Source organism: Sphingomonas sp. Sph1(2015) (assembly GCF_001970915.1).
GTDB classification, from domain to species: Bacteria; Pseudomonadota; Alphaproteobacteria; order Sphingomonadales; family Sphingomonadaceae; genus Sphingomonas; species Sphingomonas parapaucimobilis.
The window spans coordinates 48,741-72,354 of record NZ_MQUI01000010.1 but is presented as its reverse complement, the minus strand read 5'-3'; the positions used below and the strand labels follow the sequence as shown (position 1 = coordinate 72,354).

Annotated in this window: 19 protein-coding genes and 1 riboswitch; of the genes, 5 read left to right on the top strand and 14 right to left on the bottom strand. The window is 67.4% G+C overall.

Going from position 1 to position 23,614, the window contains the following annotated elements; genetic code table 11:
* The first annotated feature begins 43 nt into the window (after positions 1 to 43).
* Positions 44 to 628 (top strand): YceI family protein, encoded by a 585-nt coding sequence (locus BSZ14_RS06395; protein ID WP_139330349.1) that lies wholly within the window; start codon positions 44 to 46, stop codon positions 626 to 628.
* A 597-nt stretch (positions 629 to 1,225) separates the two neighbouring features.
* On the opposite strand, the gene rbfA is transcribed toward BSZ14_RS06395, so the two are convergent.
* The 6 genes from rbfA to rimP form a co-directional block, all read right to left on the bottom strand.
* Positions 1,226 to 1,633 (bottom strand): 30S ribosome-binding factor RbfA, encoded by a 408-nt coding sequence (rbfA, locus tag BSZ14_RS06390; RefSeq protein WP_076710291.1) that lies wholly within the window; start codon positions 1,631 to 1,633, stop codon positions 1,226 to 1,228.
* Positions 1,634 to 1,738: 105 nt separating this feature from the next.
* Positions 1,739 to 4,648, bottom strand: a complete 2,910-nt coding sequence (infB, locus tag BSZ14_RS06385; RefSeq protein WP_076710290.1) for a translation initiation factor IF-2 — start codon at positions 4,646 to 4,648, stop codon at positions 1,739 to 1,741.
* Positions 4,645 to 5,448, bottom strand: a complete 804-nt coding sequence (locus BSZ14_RS06380) for a DUF448 domain-containing protein (protein WP_445190534.1) — start codon at positions 5,446 to 5,448, stop codon at positions 4,645 to 4,647. Before BSZ14_RS06380 ends, infB begins: the two co-directional genes overlap by 4 nt.
* On the bottom strand, positions 5,429 to 5,665 hold the full coding sequence (locus BSZ14_RS06375) for a tautomerase family protein (protein WP_076710289.1): 237 nt from the start codon (positions 5,663 to 5,665) through the stop codon (positions 5,429 to 5,431). The genes BSZ14_RS06380 and BSZ14_RS06375 overlap by 20 nt, the downstream gene beginning before the upstream one ends.
* A complete protein-coding gene (nusA, locus tag BSZ14_RS06370) occupies positions 5,665 to 7,287 on the bottom strand; it encodes a transcription termination factor NusA (RefSeq protein ID WP_076710288.1) in 1,623 nt (540 codons plus the stop codon). The genes BSZ14_RS06375 and nusA overlap by 1 nt, the downstream gene beginning before the upstream one ends.
* Complete coding sequence (rimP, locus tag BSZ14_RS06365) at positions 7,287 to 7,865, bottom strand: ribosome maturation protein RimP (protein ID WP_076710287.1); 579 nt, start codon at positions 7,863 to 7,865, stop codon at positions 7,287 to 7,289. The genes nusA and rimP overlap by 1 nt, the downstream gene beginning before the upstream one ends.
* Before the next feature lie 175 nt (positions 7,866 to 8,040).
* On the opposite strand from rimP, the gene BSZ14_RS06360 reads away from it, so the two are divergent.
* Both BSZ14_RS06360 and BSZ14_RS06355 read left to right on the top strand, forming a co-directional pair.
* Positions 8,041 to 9,243 (top strand): PQQ-dependent sugar dehydrogenase, encoded by a 1,203-nt coding sequence (locus BSZ14_RS06360; protein WP_076710286.1) that lies wholly within the window; start codon positions 8,041 to 8,043, stop codon positions 9,241 to 9,243.
* A 162-nt stretch (positions 9,244 to 9,405) separates the two neighbouring features.
* The gene (locus BSZ14_RS06355) at positions 9,406 to 10,653 is read left to right on the top strand and encodes an ROK family transcriptional regulator (protein WP_076710285.1); all 1,248 of its coding nucleotides are present in this window, start codon (positions 9,406 to 9,408) and stop codon (positions 10,651 to 10,653) included.
* 215 nt (positions 10,654 to 10,868) lie between these two features.
* On the opposite strand, the gene BSZ14_RS06350 is transcribed toward BSZ14_RS06355, so the two are convergent.
* Positions 10,869 to 12,290, bottom strand: a complete 1,422-nt coding sequence (locus BSZ14_RS06350) for a sugar porter family MFS transporter (protein WP_042487501.1) — start codon at positions 12,288 to 12,290, stop codon at positions 10,869 to 10,871.
* Between the two features lie 414 nt (positions 12,291 to 12,704).
* Positions 12,705 to 13,772: a LacI family DNA-binding transcriptional regulator gene (locus tag BSZ14_RS06345; protein ID WP_042487504.1), complete on the bottom strand. Its 1,068-nt coding sequence runs from the start codon at positions 13,770 to 13,772 to the stop codon at positions 12,705 to 12,707.
* Between the two features lie 112 nt (positions 13,773 to 13,884).
* Positions 13,885 to 13,994: riboswitch (SAM-I-IV-variant riboswitch) on the top strand.
* Positions 13,995 to 14,038: 44 nt separating this feature from the next.
* On the opposite strand from BSZ14_RS06345, the gene BSZ14_RS06340 reads away from it, so the two are divergent.
* A complete protein-coding gene (locus BSZ14_RS06340) occupies positions 14,039 to 15,109 on the top strand; it encodes a threonine aldolase family protein (protein ID WP_076710284.1) in 1,071 nt (356 codons plus the stop codon).
* 415 nt (positions 15,110 to 15,524) lie between these two features.
* Here BSZ14_RS06340 and BSZ14_RS06335 read toward each other — a convergent pair whose 3' ends face one another.
* Together BSZ14_RS06335 and BSZ14_RS20025 are read right to left on the bottom strand one after the other, a co-directional pair.
* Entirely contained in the window at positions 15,525 to 15,866 is a 342-nt protein-coding gene (locus BSZ14_RS06335) for a hypothetical protein (RefSeq protein ID WP_076710283.1), read from the bottom strand.
* 53 nt (positions 15,867 to 15,919) lie between these two features.
* Complete coding sequence (locus tag BSZ14_RS20025) at positions 15,920 to 16,180, bottom strand: OmpA family protein (protein ID WP_241823665.1); 261 nt, start codon at positions 16,178 to 16,180, stop codon at positions 15,920 to 15,922.
* Here BSZ14_RS20025 and BSZ14_RS20020 point away from each other — a divergent pair.
* Entirely contained in the window at positions 16,148 to 16,525 is a 378-nt protein-coding gene (locus BSZ14_RS20020; RefSeq protein WP_241823664.1) for a hypothetical protein, read from the top strand. The genes BSZ14_RS20025 and BSZ14_RS20020 overlap by 33 nt on opposite strands.
* A gap of 64 nt (positions 16,526 to 16,589) precedes the next feature.
* Here BSZ14_RS20020 and BSZ14_RS06325 read toward each other — a convergent pair whose 3' ends face one another.
* The 4 genes from BSZ14_RS06325 to BSZ14_RS06310 form a co-directional block, all read right to left on the bottom strand.
* Positions 16,590 to 17,669, bottom strand: coding sequence for an AI-2E family transporter (locus BSZ14_RS06325; RefSeq protein ID WP_076710281.1), 1,080 nt, complete (start codon positions 17,667 to 17,669; stop codon positions 16,590 to 16,592).
* A 304-nt stretch (positions 17,670 to 17,973) separates the two neighbouring features.
* On the bottom strand, positions 17,974 to 22,491 hold the full coding sequence (gene gltB / locus BSZ14_RS06320; RefSeq protein WP_089413593.1) for a glutamate synthase large subunit: 4,518 nt from the start codon (positions 22,489 to 22,491) through the stop codon (positions 17,974 to 17,976).
* The gene (locus BSZ14_RS06315) at positions 22,488 to 23,072 is read right to left on the bottom strand and encodes a DUF2059 domain-containing protein (protein WP_076710279.1); all 585 of its coding nucleotides are present in this window, start codon (positions 23,070 to 23,072) and stop codon (positions 22,488 to 22,490) included. The genes gltB and BSZ14_RS06315 overlap by 4 nt, the downstream gene beginning before the upstream one ends.
* A complete protein-coding gene (locus BSZ14_RS06310) occupies positions 23,072 to 23,614 on the bottom strand; it encodes a DUF2059 domain-containing protein (protein ID WP_076710278.1) in 543 nt (180 codons plus the stop codon). Before BSZ14_RS06310 ends, BSZ14_RS06315 begins: the two co-directional genes overlap by 1 nt.

Here is a 23,614-nt window from a genome sequence, read left to right as displayed (position 1 = left end):
CTTATCGGAAGGGGACGGCCTTTTCGAGCATGAGGTGGAAGGGTTGAGAATCGGTAATCTCGCGATGGTTGCGGTCGCGGCGCTGGCCAGCATGGCTTCCGCCAGCGGCACCGGCGCGATCGGCTATACGATCGATCCCGCCCATGCCCGCGTGCAGGCCAAGGTCGGCTTTTTCGGCCTGGGCAGCAAGACCGCGCGCTTTCCCCATAGCGAGGGCCATGTCGCATTGTCAGACCGCGATGCGAAGGCGGTGACGCTGGACGTACGGATCGACACGCAGACGCTGGAGGCGGGCGACGCGCTCACCCGGTCGCGGTTGCGCGGGCCGGACTTTTTCGATGTCGACCATTATCCGCGCGTGACCTTCCACGCGACCGGCATGACGCGCACCGGGCCGCACAGCGCGACGGTGGCGGGCACGATCTCCGCCCGGGGCGTGACCCGCCCGGCGGCGCTGGCGGTCGACTTCTCGCGCGACTTCGCCGCGATGACGGGCCGCGAGCCGGTGCATATCGCGGCGACGACGCGAATCGACCGGCGCGATTTCGGGATGACGGCCTATCCGCTGATCGTCGGGCGACAGGTGACGATCGCGATCGACGCGGACTTGGTGCCGGTCGGGGGGTGAGCCCCCCCTATTCTCGCCCCGTTTGGCCTGAGCCCTTCGGCTGGCTGGCAAACCAGCCGCTCAGAATAGACTCGAGCCGAAGGCCAAGGGCATCCCCTTTTTTCGGGTTCGCGCAGAGGCGCAGCGGACGCAGAGGGGGATTCGGTAGATCGGGATGAAGTGAGATCGACTCCCCCCTCCCCTTCAGGGGAGGGGATGGGGGTGGGGCGCTTCCGCAAGCGGGTTCTCGTTGGAGAGGCCCCACCCCAACCCCTCCCCTGAAGGGGAGGGGCTCACTCGCATCAAACCCATGTCATCCTTCCATAAACGCCCCCCGACCGCGCCGCCCCGAAGGCCCGGGTCCAGTTGCGATGGATACGCGATGGCCCGAGGCATTTGCCTCCCCCGCCTTGGCGCGGCGCGCCATCAATGCTTTGCTACTGGACCCCGGCCTTCGCCGGGGTGGCCTGCCCTATTGGGTGAGGGCTCTTCTTCTCTGCGCCCTCCGCGCCTCTGCGCGAATCAAAACCTTCGCGGCTTCGCGACTTCGCGCGAACCCGATTTACGACGGTCCCAGCGTGGCCTTCGACTTCGCTCAGGCTGAACGGAGGGCGGGTGTCAGTCCTCGGACGACTCCCCCTCCTCCAGATCCTGCGACACCTTGGGCGAGCGGAGCAGCGAATCGATATGGCTGCCCTCGTCGAAGCTCTCGTCCGCCAGGAACTTCAGCTTGGCGGCATATTTCATCTTCACCCGGTGCGCGACCTCGCGCTGGAGATAGGCGGTGTTGGTGCGCAGCGCCTTGATCACCACCTCCTCGTCCTTGCCGAGCAGCGGCTTCACGAAGACGGTCGCATGGCGCAGGTCGGGCGACATGCGCACTTCGGTCACGCTGACCATGTGCTTGGCCAGCGTCTCGTCATGCACGTCGCCGCGCGCGAGGATTTCGGACAGGATGTGGCGGACCTGCTCGCCGACGCGCAGCAGGCGGACCGAGGGTTCGGCGGGGTTTTTGGACTGGACCATGGTCTGTTTCTTCTCAAACGAAAATCGCGGCCGCCGGACAGGCGACCGCGATTCATTCCGGCATGAAGCGGGAGCGGCAGGATCCCTCCCGCCGCCCCGCTATCATCAGAGCGAACGCTCGCGCAGTTCGACCTCGAAGGTTTCGAGATAGTCGCCCGCCTTGATGTCGGTGAAGTTCTGCGTGAACGTCACACCGCATTCCAGACCGGCGCGAACTTCGGCGACATCGTCCTTGAACCGGCGGAGCGAGTTGATCTCGCCCTGGTAGATGATGACGTCGTTGCGCGTGATGCGCGCCTTGAGCGCCTTGCGGATGACACCCTCGGTGACCAGCAGACCGGCGGCCTTGCCGATCTTGCCCGCCGAGAAGACCTCGCGGATTTCGGCGCGGCCGACGACCGTTTCGAACGCCTCGGGACCCAGCTCACCGGCCATGCCCGCGCGGATCTCGTCGATCAGGTCATAGATGACGTCATAATATTTGAGCGCCACCTTGTTCCGCTCGGCGATCTCGCGCGCCTTGGCGTTGGCACGGACGTTGAAGCCGATGATCGGCGCACCGGAGGCGGCCGCCAGCGTTACGTCCGACTCGGTGATACCACCGACGCCCGAGTGCAGGATGCGCGCCTTGATCAGATCCGACTGGATCTTGGTGATCGACGCCACGATCGCCTCGACCGTGCCCTGCGTATCCGCCTTCACGACCAGCGGATATTCCTTGGCCTGGTTCGCCTTCAGCGCCGAGAACATCGACTCCAGGCTGGCCGGGGCCGAGGTCGTGCGCTTTTGGAGCACCACGCTCTGGCGGTATTCGGCAACTTCACGGGCGCGCGCCTCGTTCTCGACGACCTGCAACAGGTCGCCCGCCTGGGGCACGCCCGACAGGCCGAGGACCTCGACCGGCATCGCCGGACCCGCTTCCTTCACCTGACGGCCCTTGTCGTCGACCAGCGCACGGACCTTGCCGCTTTCAGCGCCGACCACGAACACGTCGCCGACCTTCAGCGTGCCGCGGGTGACCAGCACGGTCGCGACCGGACCACGGCCCTTGTCCAGCTTGGCCTCGACCACGCTGCCCTCGGCAGGCCGGTCGGGGTTGGCGGTCAGTTCGAGCAGTTCGGCCTGAAGCTGGATCTTCTCGATCAGCGTATCCAGACCGATCTTCTTGAGCGCCGACACTTCGACGTCCTGGGTCTCACCACCCATGTCCTCGACCTGCACGTCATGTTCGAGCAGACGCTCGCGGACACGCTGGGCATTGGCGTCGTGCTTGTCGATCTTGTTGATCGCCACGATCATCGGCTTGCCCGCCGCCTTGGTGTGGTTGATCGCCTCGATCGTCTGCGGCATCAGCCCATCATCGGCCGCGACCACCAGCACCACGATATCCGTGACGTCGGCACCGCGGGCGCGCATCTGGGTGAAGGCCTCGTGGCCCGGCGTGTCGAGGAAGGTGACCTTCGACTTGTCCTTCAGCGTGACCTGATAGGCGCCGATATGCTGGGTGATGCCACCGGCCTCGCCGCGCACCACATCGGTGCCGCGCAGCGCGTCGAGCAGCGAGGTCTTGCCGTGGTCGACATGGCCCATGATCGTCACGACCGGCGGGCGTGGGCGCAGCGATTCCGCCGCATCCTCGGTGGTGTCGAGCGCCAGGTCGATGTCGCTGTCGGAGACGCGGACGATGTTGTGGCCGAATTCGGTCACCAGCAGCTCGGCCGTATCCTGGTCGATGGTCTGCGTCATCGTGACGGGCATGCCCATCTTGAACAGCGCCTTGACCAGATCCGCGCCCTTTTCGGCCATACGATTGGCCAGTTCCTGGACGGTGATCGCCTCGGGCACCTGCACGTCGCGGACCTGCTTGACCTGCGGCTCGCGCGGACCGCCAAAGCCACGCTTTTCCTTTTCACGGGCACGCTTGAGCGCCGCGAGCGAGCGGGCGCGGGCGCCGTCCTCGTTCAGGGCACGCGTGACGGTCAGCTTGCCGCCGCGACGCTCGTCACCCTTGCGGTCGCGCTGCTGCGGACGGCCCGGAGGCGCGTTGCGCGGCGTCGGCTGGCCCGAGGGCATCGAACGCGGCGCACCGCCCGACGGAGCGGAGGCGGTGGTGTTGCCGGGCGCGCTGGCGGCAGGCGCTGCCGCTGCGGCGGGCGCAGGCGCGGGCTTGGGCACCGGCTTCGGGATTTCCGGACGCTGCACCGGCGAGAAGCGGCGCGGCGCGGGCATCGAGGGATCGCGACCCAGGATCGGCGGCGTCGGCACCACCGGCGCGGGGGCCGGAGCAGGCGCAGGCTTCGCCGCGACCGGAGCGGGCGCGGGCGTCGGCGCGGGGGCCGGGGTCGGAGCGGGGGCCTCGACCTTGGGTGCTTCCACCTTGGGTTCGGGCGCCGGGATCACCGGACGCTCGACCGGACGGAACATGCGCGGCTGGACCGAGATGGTCGGCGCGGCAGGTTCCTCGACCTGCGCTGGGGCCTGAACGGGGGCCTGAACGGGCGCTTCGGCGACCGGCGCGGGGGCCGGTTCAGGCTCAGCGGCAGGCTGGGGCTCGGGAGCCGGTTCCGGCGCGGGCGGCGGGGCAGCGGCCGCCTCGGCGGCGGCACGCGCACGCTCCTCGGCACGGGCACGCTCGTCTTCGGCGCGCTGCTGACGCTCGGCGTCCTCGCGGCGACGAATCTCTTCCTGCATGGTGAGGCGCTGTTCCTCGGCCTCACGCAGCAGACGGGCCTGACGCTCCTGCGCCGTCTCGTTCGACGGAACGGGGCGCGGCGGGGCGACCGGCGCGGTCGCCACGGGGGCGGCCGGAGCCGGGGCCGGAGTCAGCGCGGGGGCGGCCGCCTCGGGCGCTCCACCCTGCGGGCCAAGGACGCGACGGCGCTTCGTCTCGACGATCACGGTGTTGGACCGGCCGTGGCTGAAGCTCTGCTTCACCTTGCCGGTCTCGACCGTGCGCTTCAGCCCCAAAGGCTGGCGCATTCCGAGTTTCGGCTTGTCGTTGTCGGTCTCGCTCACTCAAAATCCTCGTGTACGGTCACGGCCGTTCGGTCACCGGTAATGTCGGACGCCGATGCGCCTTGCGAGGCCGTTTCGCAAGGCGTTGCCACAGGGTCGGGTCCGATAAAATGCAGCCAGCGGTCGAGCGCTTCGCTCACCCGCTTTGCCGCGTTACGATCTGTCAGGCCGATGTGTACCACATTTTCGCGGCCCAACGCCATTGACAATATGGGGCGTGTGGCGGGCAGTGCCAACCCCTTGAGATCGGAACCTTCGCGGTCCGATCCCACGCGCCACGCCTGCGCCAGCTTGCGGCACCCATCGTCGCCCGCATCGGACGCATGATAGAGCGCGTGCAACTGCCCCGAGCGCGCCGCCGTCGCGATCTTGTCCGATCCGGTCAGCAGCATGCCCGAGCGCGACTCGAGTCCCAGCCGGTCGAGCGCGTTCCGCTCCAAAGCGGATGCGATCAGGTCGGGCAGATCGTCGGGAATACTGAACTCGCCCGTCTTGAACGCGCGCGCCAGCGCCCCCTTCAACTTGCCCTTGGCGATGGCCGTTTCCAGCTCGCCGCGAGTCACGCCGATCCAGCCACCCCGGCCCGGCGCCTTCGCGCGGACATCGGGCAGCACCCGCCCGTCGGGCGCGAGCGCCAGACGGATCAAATGCGGACGCGCGTCATGCTCGCCCGACAGGATGCAGCGGCGGACCGGCCCGTCGATCGAATCGCGGGCGGCCTTCGCCGATTCCCTGGGACTCCGGCCCTTCTTGGCCGGAGCGCTATTTACGCCGGCGCGCTCATTGTCCCGGTTCCGCATGCGCGTCTCCCGGGGGGTTAGAGGCAGGCGCATCACGGTCGGCGATCAGCTGACCGCCCGCACCATAGTTCTCGGTCGAAACCTCCTCGATCACGATCTGGACGGCGGCCGGGTTCTTGCCCAGCCGCTCCACCAGCGAACGAGTCACGTCGGCGACGATCTCGGCCTTTTGCTGCTTGGAGGCGGTGCCCGCCAGACGGATCGAGACGAACGGCATCAGGCTTCCTCACCCTCCGCCTGCGCCTCGGCCGTGTCGGCAGCGGGTTCTTCCTCATCGGTGAACCAGTGCGCACGGGCGGCCATGATGATCTCGTTGCCCTGCTCGTCGCTTAGGCCATATTCGGCCAGGATGCCGCCCTTGGGGGCCGCACGCGGGGCATCGTCGCCGCGGCGACGCGGCTCGGCGCGCTTCTTCTCGACCAGTTCGTCGGTCGCGAGATCGGCAAGATCGTCGAGCGTCTTGACGCCCGCCTTGCCCAGCGTGACCAGCATCGCCTCGGTCAGATACGGCATCTCGGCCAGCGCATCGTCGACGCCCAGCGCGCGACGCTCGTCGCGGGCGGCCTGTTCGCGGCGGTCCAGCGCTTCCTGCGCACGGCTCTGCAGCTCCTGCGCCAGGTCCTCGTCGAAGCCCTCGATCGCGGCGAGCTCGTCGAGCTCGACATAGGCGACCTCTTCCAGCGCGCCGAAGCCTTCGGCGACCAGCAGCTGGGCCAGCGTCTCGTCCACGTCGAGCTCGTTCTGGAACAGTTCGGAATTCGCGACGAACTCCTTCTGGCGTTTCTCCGACGCGTCGGCCTCGGTCAGGATGTCGATCGCCTTGGCGGTCAGCTGGCTGGCCAGACGGACATTCTGGCCGCGACGACCGATGGCGAGGGACAGCTGGTCGTCGGGGACGACGACTTCGATCCGGTCCTCTTCCTCGTCGATCACGACGCGGCTGACGTTCGCGGGCTGGAGCGCGTTCACCACGAAGGTGGCGGTGTCGGGCGACCAGGGGATGATGTCGATCTTTTCGCCCTGCATTTCCTGCACGACGGCCTGAACGCGGCTGCCCTTCATGCCGACGCAGGCGCCGACGGGGTCGATGCTCGAGTCGTGGCTGATGACGCCGATCTTGGCGCGGCTGCCCGGATCGCGCGCGGCAGCCTTGATCTCGATGATGCCGTCATAGATTTCGGGCACTTCCTGCGCGAACAGCTTCTTCATGAAGTCCGGGTGCGCGCGGGACAGGAAGATCTGCGGACCGCGATTCTCGCGGCGCACGTTCAGGATCAGCGAGCGGATGCGGTCGTTCACGCGGACGACTTCGCGCGGAATCTGCTGGTCGCGACGGATCACGCCCTCGGCGCGGCCCAGATCGACGACGATGTGGCCGAACTCGACGCGCTTGACGACGCCGGTGATGATCTCGCCCTGGCGGTCCTTGAACTCATCGAACTGACGGTCGCGCTCGGCGTCGCGGACCTTCTGGAAGATGACCTGCTTGGCCGCCTGTGCGGCGATGCGGCCGAATTCGATCGGGGGCAGCGGGTCGACGATGAAGTCGCCGATCGCGGCACCCTTTTGCAGCTTCTCGGCACCCTTGATGTCGATCTGCTTGTAATAATCGTCGACCTGCTCGACCACCTCGACGACGCGCCACAGACGCAGGTCGCCCGAATTGGGGTCGAGCTTCGCACGGATGTCGTTCTCGGCACCATAGCGGGCACGGGCGGCACGCTGGATCGCGTCCTCCATCGCCTCGATGACGATGCCCTTGTCGATCATCTTTTCCGAGGCGACCGCATTCGCGATCGCGATCAGTTCCGCCTTGTTGGCGGAAATGGCGGTAGCCATCAGTGCCGTCCTTCCGTGGTGGCGCCGTCCTGTTCGGGCGCATCCTGATAATAAACCTCTTCCGCGCCCTCGACGGACAGCGGCACCGTCGCGGCGATCAGCCGGTCGGTCATGACGAGCTTGGCATCTTCGATCGCGGTGAAGGGCAGTTCGTGGCGAACCTCCTCCCCATCGACGATGACGACAGCCTCGCCCTCGACCCCGGCGAGATCGCCCTTGAACTGCTTGCGGCCGTTCAGCTTCTCGGCGAGCGTGATCCGCGCCTCATGCCCCGCCCAGTCGGCGAAATCCTTCAGCCGGGTCAGCGGGCGGTCGATACCGGGCGAGGAGACCTCCAGCCGGTACGCATGGTCGATCGGATCGCGGCCCTGCTCCTCCAGCGCGTCCATCACGTCGGAGATACGGCGCGACAGGTCGGCGCAGTCGTCGATGTTCAGCTGGCGCGTGTCGGGACGCTCGGCCATCACCTGGAGCGTGGGGTCCGACGTGCCGCCATACATCTTCACGCGCACGAGCTCGAAGCCGAGCGCCTTGGCCTCGGGTTCGATGAGTTGCGTCAGAAGGGCGATGTCCGCCATGAAAGCTCCAGATGTGCCGGATCGGTGCCGCGGAACCCGTCCCGCAGCCTCTTTCACCCGACGATGTAAGAGAATGCGTCAGTCTATACACAGGAACCGCCGACGAAACAAGCATCCATGCCAAGGCGTTGTCGGCCCACAGGGCCGGTCAGGGGCCTTACCGGGAGAGTAGAAGATGAAATTGCCGTTGCTTGCCGCCTTGCCGGTGGCGCTGATCGCCTGTTCGGGCAATGGACCCGGCCCCGACGAGACGGGCAGCACGCCCCCGGTGACGGTCACGCCGGGCGGGACGCCCTCGCCCTCCCCGTCCGCCACGGCGACCCCGCCCGCGACCGTGGTCGACGGCCAGCCCTTCGGCCGCACCGTCATCGCCGATTTCGACGCGCCCTGGGCGATGACCTTCCTGCCCGACCGGCGGATGCTGGTGACCGAGAAGGACGGGCGGATGCTGCTGGTCGGCGCGGACGGCCAGTCCCGGCAGACGATCGCGCGGATCGCGGTCGATTCGGCGGGCCAGGGCGGCCTCATGGACGTGGTCCTCGCCCCCGATTTCGCCCAGTCGGGTCGCGTCTATTTCAGCTATTCGGCTGCAGCGGACGGCGGCAAGCATGTCGTGCTGGCGCGCGGGCGCTTTCAGGAATCGAACGGCACGGCGCAGCTGACGGGTATCGAGACGCTATGGGCCGCCAGTCCCGCCGTGACCGGCGACGGCCATTATTCGGGCCGCATCGCCTTCTCGCCCGACGGCCAGTATCTGTTCTTCACCGCGGGCGACCGTCAGAAATTCACGCCCGCACAGGATCCCAAGGCGACTTTGGGCAAGGTGCTGCGCCTGACCCCGGACGGCAAACCCGCCGCCGGCAATCCGCTGGCCGCGCAAGGCTTCGGTCCGGCGGTCTGGTCCTATGGCCATCGCAACCTGCTGGGCATCGCCTTCGATGGCGCGGGCAATTTGTGGCAGCAGGAAATGGGTCCCAAGGGCGGCGACGAGCTGAACCTGATCCTGCCGGGGCGCAATTATGGCTGGCCCAACGCGTCCAACGGATCGAATTACGACGGCAGCGACATTCCCGACCACCGCCCCGGCGACGGCTATGAAGCGCCCAAGGTCTGGTGGAACCCGGTGATCTCGCCGGGCGGTCTGATGATCTATTCGGGCTCGCTCTTCCCGCAATGGCGCGGCGACGCCTTTATCGGCGGGTTGTCGAGCAAGGCGCTGATCCGCGTCGACCTGAACGGCACCAGCGCCGCCAAGGGCGACCAGTGGGACATGGGCGCGCGCATCCGCGAGGTCGAGCAGGGGCCGGACGGCGCCATTTATGTGCTGGAGGATGGCGGCGATTCCCAGGGAAGGCTCATCAAGCTGACCCCGGCCTGATTCGCCCCATCACTCCGGCATAAGTCCATGAAAATAGGACCAATGTGCCGGGGCGGTATGGTCAGGTCTGACAATAGGTCTTGACCTGACCCGGCCGTCGCGCTGATCCTGTGGCAAAGACGGGCGATCCGGGTTCGCTCCACCATGGGAGACGACACCAGAATGACGCGATCGTCGCAGCCCAATCCGCCGGAGCGGGGGCCTGCCATCGAGGCGCATTCGCGCGACTCGCGTCTGTCGCGCGGTCTGTCGGGCACCAATCTGGAGCGGGCGGGCGATTACAACCTGCGCACCGTGCTGCAGGTCATCCGTCTACACCGCGAGACGACGCGGATCGCCATCGCCAACCAGACCGGGCTGACCCCGCCGACCATCGCCAACATCACCGGGCGACTGATCGAGATGGGGCTGATCCGCACCGCCGGGCGGCTGCATCGCGGGCGCGGCCAGCCTGCGCTCAAGATCGAGCTGTGCCCCGACGGCGCATTCGGCATCGGCCTGACCATCGACCGCGACCATCTGGCCATCGCGATCCTCGACCTGTGCGGCACGGTACGGGCGCGGGCCTCGCGAGAGATCGCCTTTGCGACGCCGGACGACGTCCTGGCCTTTATCGGCGACACGCTGGAACCCGCATTGGCCGAGGGTCAGGTCGACCGGACGCGCGTGCTGGGCGTCGGGGTGGCGATGCCGGACGGCGTCGACCGCTCGCTGCCCAACCAGACGCGCGGTTATGACGCCTGGAACGGGGTCGACACGGCCGCGCTGCTCGCGCCGCTGCTGCCCTGGCCGATGTACCGCGACAACGACGCCGCCGCCGCTGCCCTGGGCGAGGCGCAGCACGACCATGACTTCGCCTGCCCCAGCTTCTTCTACCTGCTCATCACCGCGGGCCTTGGCGGCGGGCTGGTCATCGACCGGACCTATCATCGCGGCGCGCATCGCCGTTCGGGCGAGATCGGGCTGATCCCCGACCCCACGGCGGGACGGCCCGGTGCGATCGTGCAGGATACGGTGTCGCTGGCCGGACTGGAGGTGCGGTTGAAGGCGGCGGGCTATACGCTCGATTCGCCCGAGACTTTGGGTGACGGCGACGACCCGATGCTGTGCGCGGTCATCGACCAGTGGATCGAGGATTCGATCGCCGCGCTGCTCCAACCCATCGTCGCGGTGACGACCCTGTTCGACCCCCATGCCATCCTGATCGGCGGACGCCTGCCCGGCTGGCTGCTCGAACGGCTGTCGGCGGGGTTGAGCGAGGCACTGGCCGGGGTCGAGCTGCCCGCCCGCCCCGCTATCCGCCCCGCCCGCAGCGCGCAGGACGCCCCCGCGATCGGCGCGGCGATGCTGCCCTTCATGGACCGGCTGTTGCCGTCCGACTCGATCCTGATCCAGGCGGGGCGCGGGTAAACCGCCCCTTAAATCCCACCCTCCGTTCCGCCTGAGCGAAGTCGAAGGCCACGCCGGGACCTCTCCAAACACCCATGGGGCGAATGGATTCCCTTGGCCTTCGACTTCGCTCAGGCTGAACGGAGGTTGGGGCTTGAGGTTGGGCCGCCCGCAAAGAAAAAGGCCCGCCTCCCCATGGGGAAGCGGGCCTGCCAGGCATTCTAGGATCGGGGTGATCAGCCCGCCATGTCTTCCAGCTCGCGACCACGCGTCTCATTGACCATGGCGCGGACGAAGAAGAACGACACCGCCGCGAAGAAGGCATAACCGAAATAGGTCACGCTCAGGCCCGGCGACACGGCGAGCGCGGGGAAGCTGACCGAGATGGCGGCATTGGCGATCCACTGGGCAAAGCCCGAGACGGCCAGGCCGGACCCGCGAATCTGGTTCGGGAACATCTCGCCCAGCATGACCCACATCACCGGACCCCAGCTGGCGTTGAAGAAGATGACGTAGAGGTTCGCCGCGACCAGCGCGATCACGCCGTTATTGCCGGGCAGCGACACCGCGCCATTGGTGCCGGTGACGGCGGTCGAAAAGGCATAAGCGACGATCGCCAGCGTCACTGCCATGCCCGCCGAACCGATCAGCAACAGCGGCTTACGGCCGATCTTGTCGACGGTCGCAATGGTGAACAGGCAGGCCGCGATCGACAGCACGCCCGACAGGATGTTGGTCTGGAGCGCATAATCCTCCGAAAAGCCGACCGCTTCCCACAAGGTCGCGCCATAATAGAAGACGACGTTGATGCCGACCAGCTGCTGGAATACGGCCAGGCCGATGCCCGCCCACAGGATCGGGCGGATCTTGCCGGTCGTCTTGTCGACCAGGTCGGACAGCTTGGGCTTGTGCTGGTCGGCGGCCAGCGAGCCTCGGATCTCGGCCACCTTGCGGGTTGCCTCGGCCTCGCCGAACAGCTTGGTCAGGACCGTATGCGCCTCGGCATCGCGGCCCTTGGCGACCAGGAAGCGCGGGCTTTCCGGGATGATCGACAGCGCGGCGAAATAGACCGCCGCCGGGATCGCCTGAAGCCAGAACATCCAGCGCCAGGCGGGGAAGCCCAGCCAGAATTCGGCGGTCGAGCCACCGGCGTAACGGGCCAGTGCGAAGTTCGCGACGAACGCGCCGGTCAGGCCGGTGATGATCATCACCTGCTGCACGCTCGACAACCGGCCCCGAATCGCGGCCGGAGTGACTTCGGAGATATAGACCGGCGAGATGACGCTGGCCGCGCCGACGCCCAAACCGCCGATGATGCGCGCGAAGATGAAGATCGCCGAGCTGCCGGCGGCCCCCGCCAGCAACGCGCTGACCAGGAAGAGACCGGCGGCCAGCATCATGACGTTGCGGCGGCCGATCGCATCGGCCAGCCTCCCTGCGCCGAACGCACCGATCGCCGATCCGACCAGGATCGCGCCGACATTGACGCCGACGCCCAGGCGGCCGAGGTCGAATGCGGCCTCCAGCCCCTTCTGGGTGCCATTGATGACGCCTGAGTCATAGCCGAACATGAAACCGCCGATGGTCGCGACAACGACGATCGCGGCGATGAATCCATGATTGACGCGCGCGGCGTCCAATCCCCTTGTGTCGGTCACTTCCGGCCCTCTCCTGATCCGTGCGTGGCGTCTTGGCCTATCCGCACGACAATGTCCTGTCACCGGCACAATATATGGCCAGCCATGATGGTAACGCTATCTTAAAACATCGCGCCGTCAAGCACCTGTGCGCGTGGTTCGTCCCACTTCGCCGCAGAGCGACGCCCGGTTCCGGGAGCAAACTCTCTTACCCTCGCCCCTCGTAGAGGGGAGAGGGTTGCGCAGACTTGGTCTTTGCGAAAGCAAAGGCTTAGTCGGAGCTGGGTGAGGGGTGGCGCGCACAGCGCGCGCGAGCCGAAGGCTCGCTCAACCCCTCACCCAAGCTCCGCTAGCCAGCACGCTGGCAAGCTTCGCTAACCCTCTCCCCTGTCCAGGGGAGAGGGAAGAAAGGGGAGCATGAATGTCGATTCGCCCCTATATCCCGCGTGGCCTGCGGCGCGGCGCGGCGTCCGACTGGCGGCGGATCAGGCTGTAATCCAGCATGCGATGCGCGGGTGGTTCGGCGTTTTTCTGGCGGATGACGGTGGCCATCATTTCCACCGCCGCGCGCGCCATGTCGGCGATCGGCTGGTGAATGGTGGTCAGCTCCGGCCAGATCGTCGTCGACAGCGTGGTGTCGTCGAAGCCGCAGACGGTCAGGTCGCTCGGCACGTCGAGGCCGCGGCGATGCGCCACCGCCACGGTCGCCGCCGCCATGTCGTCGTTCGACGCCAGGATCGCGGTCGGCGGCTCGGCCAGGTCGAGCAGCCGCTCGGCCGCGTCCAGCCCCGAGCGATAGGTATAGAGGCCCGGCGCGACCAGATCCTCGTCGAACGGCACGCCCATCGCCTCCAGCGCGGCGCGGAACCCCTCGTAACGGCGCGCGCTGGCGGTCAGATTGGGGTTGCCGCAGATAAAGCCGATCCGGCGATGGCCCAAGGTCATGACATGGCGGGTCATTTCCTCGGCTGCCGCGCGGTCGTCGATCTGCACCGCCATCGCCGATTCGGGCATTTCCTGTGGCGCGACGCCGGTCGCCACGACCACGGCGGGCACCCGCGCCTTGCGCAGCAGGGAGAGCACGGCTTCCGCCTCGCACAGGGGCGGCGGCAGGATCACGCCATCGATCCCGCCCGCGATCAGGTGGCCCGCGACCTCGACCTCATGGTCACCGATCTCGCATTTCTCCACGACCATCTGCACGTCGAGCCGCGACGCCTGGTCCAGCGTGCCCAGCAGGAATTCGCTGAGGAACCCCTGGCTGGGATTGCTGTAGAGCATGCCGATGCGGATCTGCGCCGCGCCCGCCAGGCTGCGCGCCGCCGGGTTGGGCGCATAATTGAGCTGCGCGATCGCGGCCTCCACCTTTTCGCGGGTGGCGGGGCGGACATTGGCCTCGTTGTTGATGACGCGCGAGACGGTCATCAGCGACACACCGGCGGCGCGCGCGACATCGCTGATCGTGGGAGCGCTGCTACCGCGGCGCGAGGTCCTGATGTTCATAACGTTTACGCTTCCACCTTTCGGGCGCGATACGCAATGGTTTGAGGGTCGAAAGATGGCGGACGCGCGGGCCGGCGCTCTTGCGGACCGGGCCGCCCGCCGCTAAAGCCCGCGCCAGCATCAAGAGTCGGGCCATAGCCCGGCACCAACCTGCCTCCCGGCAAGGTGGTGCCTTTCCGGATGGAGAGGGATGTGGCCGAACCGGCAACAACGGGACGAACCGCCACTTTCCTCATCCGACTCGTCATAGGCACGAAGGATTTGTGATGAGCGCGGTGGTTCCCCAACATTCTGCCCCCCAGCAATTTGCCAGTGACAATTATGCGGGCATCTGTCCCGAAGCCTGGGCCGCGATGGCCGAGGCCAACCAGGGCTATGTCCCCGCCTATGGCGAGGACCCCTATACCGACCGCGCCGCCGATGCGTTCCGCACGCTGTTCCAGACCAAGTGCGAGGTCTTCTTCGCCTTCAACGGCACGGCGGCCAATTCGCTGGCGCTGGCGGCGCTCTGCCAGAGCTATCACAGCGTCATCTGCTCGGCCTCCGCGCATGTCGAGACCGACGAGTGCGGCGCGCCCGAATTCTTCTCCAACGGATCGAAGCTGCTGGTCGCGCAGACCGAGGACGGCAAGCTGACCCCCGACGCGGTGCGCGCGCTCGCCACCGGCCGGTCGGACATCCACTTTCCGAAACCGCGCGCGGTGACGATCACCCAGCCGACCGAGACGGGCCAGGTCTATACGCTGGCCGAAATCCATGCGCTGTCGGCGGTGTGCCGCGAGCTGGGGCTGCGGCTGCACATGGACGGGGCGCGCTTCGCCAATGCCTGCGCGGCGCTGGGCTGCTCGCCCGCCGACATGACGTGGCGCGCAGGCGTCGATGTCCTGTGCTTCGGCGGCACCAAGAATGGCATGGCGGTCGGCGAGGCGATCCTGTTCTTCGACCCCGTGCTGGCCGAGGATTTCGACTATCGCTGCAAACAGGCGGGGCAGCTGGCGTCAAAGATGCGCTACCTCGCCGCGCCCTGGATCGGGATGCTCGATACCGGCGCATGGCTGACCAATGCCGCGCATGCCAATGCCTGCGCGCAAAGGCTGGCGGCGCGGGTCGCGGGGCTGCCCGGCATCGCGCCGATGTTCCCGGTCGAGGCGAACGCCGTCTTCCTCAGCGCCCCGCCCGCGGTGCTCGACGCCTTGCGCGCGCGGGGATGGCGTTTCTACACCTTCATCGGCGGCGGCGCGCGGTTCATGTTCGCCTGGGACGCCGATCCCGCGCGGGTCGATCAGCTTGGCGACGACATCGCGGCGGTAGCGATGGAGGCATTGCAGGCGGCGTAAAGCCTATTCCTCCCCGGTACGGGGAGGTGGCAGGGCGAAGCCCTGACGGAGGGGGGCTTCCACACAGGTCGACCTAGGCCGGATCGACATTCGGTCCCCCCTCAATTCCTCCCCTGCAAGGGGAGGGGGACCATACGCAGCATGGTGGAGGGGTATCAACGCTTGCGATGTCTGACCGATCTCTCAGACCGGGACGCCCCTCCGTCAGGCCTGCGGCCTGCCACCTCCCCTTCCAGGGGAGGAAACAAATGAATGTTGATCAGCCCTAGAGTCGAAAACGATTAACTCTGCTCACCCCTCCCCTTCAGGGGAGGGGCTAAAACCGTGCAATGCTGATCGCTTTCGACTCTAGGTGGCACTTCCCCTCCACCATCCTTCGGATGGTCCCCCTCCGCGTACCGGGGAGGAACGACATTTACCCCTCCGCCGCCAGGCGATCGAGCCACGCCTGGGCCTGTTTGGGCTCCCCTACCGCCTCCGGCCCGACTGGACCGCGCGAGGCCAGAAACGCCGCATGAAGCGCGAAGGGCGGCAGGCCCAGCTGCTCCCGGGCTTTGTCGATCTCCCCGCCCATCTCGGTCAGATGCGCCACGACCGGTGCCACCGCCGCGCGCGCCACCCGGTCCTTGCGATGGTCGAACAGCCCCCATTTGCCCGCTGCCGTGGTCCGCAGCGCGGCGACCAGCGCCTCGCGATACTCGCCTTCCCTATCTTCGCGATGCGCGTCGAGTCGCGCCAGTCGATCACCCTTGGCCATGACCCGGCCTTACGATCCGACCGTCGGGTCGGCAATCGTCGGCACTGCGGCGATCAGCCGCCGTGCTCGAGTTCGATCTCGACCCGGCGGTTGCGCGCGCGGCCCTCGCTGTCGTCGCTGCCGTCGGGTTTGGCGTTGGGGGCGACGGGGCGGGTTTCGCCCAGTGCGATCACCCGCATCCGGCTCCGATCCAGGCCCTTGCGCACCAGATAATCGCGCACCGCCTCGGCCCGTTTGCGCGACATGATGCGATTGGCCTCGTCATCGCCCTCGCTGTCCGAATGGCCGCGCAGGATCAGATTGCCGCTGCGCACCGCCGGATCGGCCGCCAGCCGGTCGAGCGTCGCCTTCGCATCGCTGGCCAGGCCCGCCCCCCCTGCGGAAAGCCGATGGTCGTCACACGGCCTCTCTCCGCAACCGCGCCGGGCAGAGTATCGGGCTGGGCCGTCGTCTTTCCGGGCGAGGGCGCAGGGACCGGCATTTCGATCGAGGCGCCGCTGGCCCCGGCCTGGCGCGCAACATCGCCGCCGCCGCTGCACCCGGCCAACGCGCAGGCGAACCCGGCCGTCATGTTCCAGGCCCCCAATCGCAGTCGCATCACGCTACCCCATCATCCGGCCGGTCCCCCCGGCCGGTCAGCCCTTGGCCACGGACCATAGGCAGCGCGATGGTGCAGCGCAAATCGGCTTTGGGTCGGGGTCGGGCCGATATGGGCCAGCATCCCTACGCGGCTTGGCCCTCGGGCGGGGCGACGCCGCGTTCCTCGCTCAGGATGCGCCAGCCCGCCAGGAAGAGCGCGGCGACGACCGGACCGACGACGATGCCGCTCAGCCCCAGCAGGTCGATGCCGCCCAGCGTCGTCAGCAACACGATCCAGTCGGGCAGCCCCGTGTCGCGCCCGACCAGGATGGGCCGCAGGATATTGTCGGCAAGGCCAATGACCAGCACGCCCGAGGCGACGACCACCGCCCCCTGCCAGATCGCGCCGGTCGCGAGCAGATAGATCGCGACAGGTCCCCAGATGATCGCAGGGCCGATGGCGGGCAGCAGCGCCGCGATCGCCATCAGCACACCCCACAACAGCGCGGCGGGCACCCCGACGATCCAGAAGGTGACCGCCCCCAGCGCGCCCTGCACAAGCCCGACGATGACCGAGCCCTTGATCGTCGCGCGAACCACCGCGACGAAGGTATCGACCAGCCGCTTCGCCACGCCCTGGTCGAGCGGTAGCGCACGGACGAAGCCCGGCCCCAGCCGCTCGCCGTCGCGGATCAGGAAGAAGGCGACATACAGCCCCACGCCAAAGGCCAGCGCGAAGGCAAAGGCGTTGCGTCCGATCGACAGCGCCTGGGACGCGATCTGGCTGACGCTGCTGCTCAGCGTGCGTGAGATACGCTGTTGCAGCCCCTCGACACTGCCGATGCCCCAATTGTCCATCGCCTGCCGCAAACGCAGGGGCAAGGCGTCGCGCACCTGCTGGAAATATTGCGCGAAATCGATCTGGCCGTTGCGCACCTTCAGATACACGCCCGAGGCCTGATCGACGACCATGCTGCCGATCAGCAAGGTCGGCACCACCACCGCAAAGGTGATGATGAGCATGGTCAGCCCGGCGGCCAGGTTGCGCCGACCGCCGGTCTTGGTCAGCAGCCACTGGAACAGCGACCGGAACAGGATCGCGGCCAGCGCCGCCCAGAGCAGCGCCGCCAGAAAGCCCGAGATGACCGCGATCAGGCCGATGGTGATCAGCGCGAGGAACAGGATGAATCCCCCGCGTTCGATCTTGTGGCGATCGATGGTCATGCTGCTGTCCCCTTTTTCATCGCGGCGTAACCGTCACGGCGACGCAACGGTTCCGTAATCTGGGTTAACGGGGGAGCCGAGGATGTCATGGTTGGGAAGACCCCGCCCCGTTCAGCCTGAGCGAAGTCGAAGGCCAAGGGGAGCCATGTCCCGGAATCCTGGGAAAGGTTCGGACGTGGCCTTCGACTTCGCTCAGGCTGAACGGGTGGTGGAAATAATGTCATTCCTCCCCTGCAAGGGGAGGTGGCAGCCCGAAGGGCTGACGGAGGGGTATCACCGCCCGCGATGACACCCCTCCGCCATCTTACTCCGCCGCGACCGCCTCGACGCTGTCGTCGAGCGGATGCGCCAGTCGGGTCAGCATTTCCTTCGGACACACCTGCCAGAAATGCCCGGCCACCCGGTCCCAGTCCTCCAGCAGGCCCTTCGACCATTTGCTGTCGGTGCGTGCCGCATGTTCCTCGACCAGGCCATGCAACACGCCTTCCCAATGCGCCGAGGCGAGGCGCTGCCACACGATATTCTCGGGGTTGGCGCGGCGCGCGAAGCGCTCTTCGGGGTCGTAGATGAAGGCCATGCCGCCGGTCATGCCAGCACCGAAATTCGCGCCGACCTCGCCCAGCACCACCGCGATGCCGCCGGTCATATATTCGCAGCCATTCGCGCCGCAGCCCTCGACCACCACGACCGCGCCCGAGTTGCGGACCGCGAAACGCTCGCCCGCCTGGCCCGCCGCGAACAGACGGCCCGAGGTCGCGCCATACAGCACGGTGTTGCCGATGATCGTGTTCTTCTGGCTGGCCAGCGGCGAGCTGACCGCGGGCCGCACGATGATGGTGCCGCCCGACAGACCCTTGCCGACATAGTCGTTGGCGTCGCCGAACACTTCCAGCGTGATGCCCTTGCACAGGAACGCGCCGAGCGACTGGCCCGCGCTCCCTCGCAGACGCACGGTGACATGCCCGTCGGCCAGCTTGCTCATGCCGAACTTGCGCGTGATCTCGCTCGACAGGCGGGTGCCGACCGCGCGGTGCGTGTTGCGCACCGAATAGGTCAGCTGCATCTTCTCGCCGCGCGAGAAGACAGCGGCGGCGTCCTTGATGATCTGCGCATCCAGGCTGTCGGGCACTTCGTTGCGGAAGGTCGACAGGCTGAACCGCCGCTCGGCATCACTCGCATCGACCTTGGCCAGCACCGGGTTGAGGTCGAGATCGTCGAGATGCTCGGCCCCGCGGCTAACCTGGCGGAGCAGCTCGGTCCGCCCGATCACCTCGTCCAGCGAGCGGACACCCAGCCGCGCCAGGATGTCGCGGACTTCCTCGGCGATGAATGTCATCAGGTTGATGACCTTTTCCGGTGTGCCGGTGAACTTGGCGCGAAGCCGCTCATCCTGCACGCAGACGCCGACCGGGCAGGTGTTGCTATGGCACTGGCGCACCATGATGCAGCCCATCGCGACCAGCGACAACGTGCCGATGCCGAACTCTTCGGCCCCCAGGATCGCCGCGATCACGATGTCGCGCCCGGTCTTCAGGCCACCATCGGCACGCAGGCGGATACGCCCGCGCAGGCCGTTCAGGGTCAGCGTCTGGTTGACCTCCGACAGGCCCATTTCCCACGGGGTCCCGGCGTACTTGATCGAGGTCTGGGGCGACGCGCCCGTGCCGCCGACATGGCCCGACACCAGGATGACGTCGGCATGCGCCTTGGCCACGCCCGCCGCGACGGTGCCGATGCCAGCGGACGACACCAGCTTCACGCAGACGCGCGCCCGCGGGTTGATCTGCTTGCAGTCATAGATGAGCTGCGCGAGATCCTCGATCGAGTAGATGTCGTGGTGCGGCGGCGGCGAGATCAGCGTCACGCCGGGCGTCGCATGACGCAGCTTGGCGATGAACTCGGTCACCTTGAAACCGGGCAGCTGCCCGCCCTCGCCGGGCTTGGCACCCTGCGCCACCTTGATCTCGATCTCGTCGCAGGCGTTCAGATATTCCGCCGTCACGCCGAAGCGGCCGCTCGCGATCTGCTTGATCGTCGAGTTGGCGTTGTCGCCATTGTCATAGGGCTGATAGCGCAGCTTGTCCTCGCCGCCCTCGCCCGACACGGCCTTCGCGCCGATCCGGTTCATCGCGATCGCCAGCGTCTCATGCGCTTCGGGCGAGAGAGCCCCCAGCGACATGCCCGGTGTGACGAAGCGCTTGCGGATTTCGGTGATCGCCTCGACCTGATCGACCGGCACACCCTCGTTCGGGAAGTTGAACTGGAGCAGGTCGCGCAAATAGACCGGCGGCAGGTCGCCGACGCCACGCGCGAATTGCAGGTACGTCGAGTAACTGTCGGTCGCGACCGCCGTCTGCAACAGGTGCATCAGCTGCGCCGAATAGGCATGGGTCTCGCCGCCGTCGCGCTGGCGATAAAAGCCGCCGATCGGCAGCGTCGCGACATGCTGGTCCCAGGCCGCTTCGTGACGGACCATCGCCGAGTAATGGAGCGAGTTATAGCCCTCGCCCGAAATCTTGGCGGGCATGCCGGGGAACAGGTCGTTGACCAGCGCACGGCTAAGGCCCACCGCCTCGAAATTATAGCCGCCGCGATAGCTGGAGATCACCGCGATCCCCATCTTGGCCATGATCTTGAGCAGCCCGTCCTCGATCGCGGTGCGGTGGTTGGTCAGGCATTGTTCGATGGTCAGGTCGCCGAACAGGCCACGGCCATGACGGTCGACGATCGCGGCTTCGGCCAGATAGGCGTTCACCGTGGTCGCACCGACGCCGATCAGCACCGCATAATAATGGGTGTCGAGGCATTCGGCCGAGCGCACGTTGATCGACGCATAGCTGCGCAGGCCCCGGCGGACGAGATGCGTATGCACCGCCGCCGCCGCCAGCACGCCCGCGATCGCGACCCGGCCCTCGGAGACATGCTCGTCGGTCAGGAACAGCTCGGAGCGGCCTTCACGCACTGCCTGTTCGGCCTGGTTGCGGATACGCTGGATCGCGGCGCGCAGCCGGTCGGGACCGCCGTCTGCCTCGAAGGTGCAGTCGATCTCGGCCGCCGAGCGACCGAAATGCGCCTTCAGTCGGTGCCAGTCCGCGCCGGTCAGGACCGGGGACGGCAGGACCAGCACGCGCTCGCGCCGATCCTCGGTGTCGAGGATGTTGGCGAGATTGCCGAACCGCGTCTTGAGCGACATCACATAGCGTTCGCGAAGCGAGTCGATCGGCGGGTTGGTCACCTGGCTGAAATTCTGGCGGAAGAACTGGCTGATCAGGCGCGGCTTGTCGGAGATGACCGCCAACGGCGTGTCGTCCCCCATCGAACCGATGGCTTCCTTGCCACCCTCGGCCATGGGCGACAGGATCAGCTCCATATCCTCCATGGTCTGGCCCGCCGCGACCTGACGGCGCAGCATTTCGCCGCGCGGCATCCGCACCAGCGCCTCTTCCTCCGAAGGCTGGGGCAACTGGTCCATCGTCAGGAACTCGCCGATCATCGCGGCATAGTCCTGCTCGCCCGAAATCTGGTCCTTGATCGCGCGGTCGTCGTACAGCTTGCCCTCGGCAAGGTCGACGGCGATCATCTGACCCGGCCCCAGGCGGCCCTTGGCGGTCACGGTGGCTTCGGGCACCACGACCATGCCGCTTTCCGACCCGACGATCAGCAGGCCATCGGCGGTCAGCGTATAGCGAAGCGGGCGCAGCGCATTGCGGTCCATGCCCGCCACCGCCCAGCGGCCGTCGGTCATCGCAAGGGCGGCGGGACCGTCCCACGGCTCCATCACCGAGGCGAGATACTGGTACATGTCGGCATGGGCCTTGGGCGCGTCGAGGTCCTTCTGCCACGCCTCGGGCACCAGCATCAGCTTGGCGGTCGGCGCGTCGCGGCCGGAGCGGCAGATCGCCTCGAACACCGCGTCGAGCGCGGCGGTATCGGACGCACCCGCCGGGATCACCGGCTTGATATCCTCCGAATTGTCGCCGAACGCGATCGAGGCCATGCGGATCTCGTGGCTGAGCATCCAGTTCTTGTTGCCGCGGATCGTGTTGATCTCGCCGTTATGCGCCAGGCAGCGGAAGGGCTGCGCCAGCCACCATTGCGGGAAGGTGTTGGTCGAATAACGCTGGTGGAAGATCGCCACGCGGCTCTCGAACCGGTGGTCCTGCAGGTCGGGATAGAAGACCGACAGGCTCTCGGCGAGGAACAGCCCCTTGTAGATGATCGAGCGGCAGGACAGCGAACAGATATAGAAGCCGCTGATCTGCGCCGCGATCACCCGCTTTTCGATGCGGCGGCGGATCAGATACAGGTTCTTTTCGAACTCGGCGGCATCCACCTCGTCGGGCATCGGCCCGGCGATCATGATCTGCTCGATCTCGGGCCGCGTCGCCTGCGCCTTCATGCCGATGACCGACACGTCGACCGGCACCTGGCGCCAGCCATAGATGGTGTAGCCCGCCTCGATGATGACGCTCTCGACGATGGTGCGGCAGGTTTCCTGCGCGCCCAGGTCGGTGCGCGGCATGAAGATCATGCCGACCGCGAGCCGGTTGGGGAGAACCTTGTGCCCCGACGCGGCGATGGCGTCGTCGAAGAAACGGTGCGGCAGGTCGACATGCAGCCCCGCGCCGTCGCCGGTCTTGCCGTCGGCGTCCACCGCGCCGCGGTGCCACACCGCCTTCAGCGCGTCGATCGCCGACTGGACGACCCGGCGCGAGGGCTGGCCATCGGTGGCCGCGACCATGCCGACGCCGCACGCATCGCCCTCGAACTCGGGACGGTACATGCCATGCTCGGCGAGATATTCGCGCTGGTCCATCGTCATTCTCCACTCACGCCGAACCGGGTCATCACCCCCGCCACGGCCTTTTTCGTTTCGCCCCATTCCCAGGGCTGTTCCTGCGTGATCCAGGTCAGGACCGTCTCCTCGGTCCGGGGCCGCAGCACCCGCACCTTGTCGACCAGCCTGGACTCGTTCGTCATCGTCGGCGGCACCGTGCCGCTCTGCATCGTCGCGACCAGCGCCTGCCCGGCGGGCGTGGCGTAGAAGCGATTCAGCGTCGCCAATTCGGCATCAGTAAATGCCGCACCGTAAATTGCCGCCTGACGCTGCCAGAGGACCGGCATCCGCTCGCGCATCGAACGGACGCGCAGCGGCTGCACCGCCTCGGCAATGGCGTGGACGATGCCGGGATGACGGTCCTCGCGGGCCTGCATCGCCGGATCGCTCGCCAGCAGCTGCGCCACCATCACATCGGTGCGGGCCGCGTTGACGATCAGCGTCTCGGGATAAAGCAGCCGCGCCAGCATCAGCGCCGCCGGGCGCGGGGCGGCCTGCGCCACCGACGCGGTCTGCACCGTGCCGCCCAGCATCAAGGCCATCGCCCCGAGGCCGCCCGCCAGCATCACTTCTTGGCCTTGCCCGCGTCCAACGCCTCGACCCGTGCGCGGATCTTGGGGAAGGCGGCCATGCCGGCCTCTCGTCCCATCGCCTTGCCCGCCTCGGCCAGGCGCTGCTGCAACTGCGGTTGCAGGGTCAGCAAACGCTTGCCGGTGGGCGAATCGTAAAAGGCGATGATCGCCTTCAGCTCATCTTCGGAGAAGTTCCGACGATATTCCTCGGCCGCCACTTCGGCGATGCCCGGATAGCGCGCGCGGAAGGCCGCCAGCATTTCCTCGGTCGCGATCGCGCCGACCTGCTGCCGCCCTTCCGGCGTGGCCAGCCGGTTCTTGACGGCCTGGGGAATGTCGGGCGCGGCCTGCATCGCGGTCACGATCTGGGCCGACACCAGCGGCATCAGCCCCGAAAACTGGAAGTCCAGCGTCCGATCGAGGTCGAGCTTGGCGACCAGCGCCCGCGCCGTCTCGATCCGCCCGCCCGCATCGGCGGCGGGCGCGGTCTGCGCCACGGCGGGCGCCGCCAGCAGCAGGGCCAGCGGGGCGAGCAT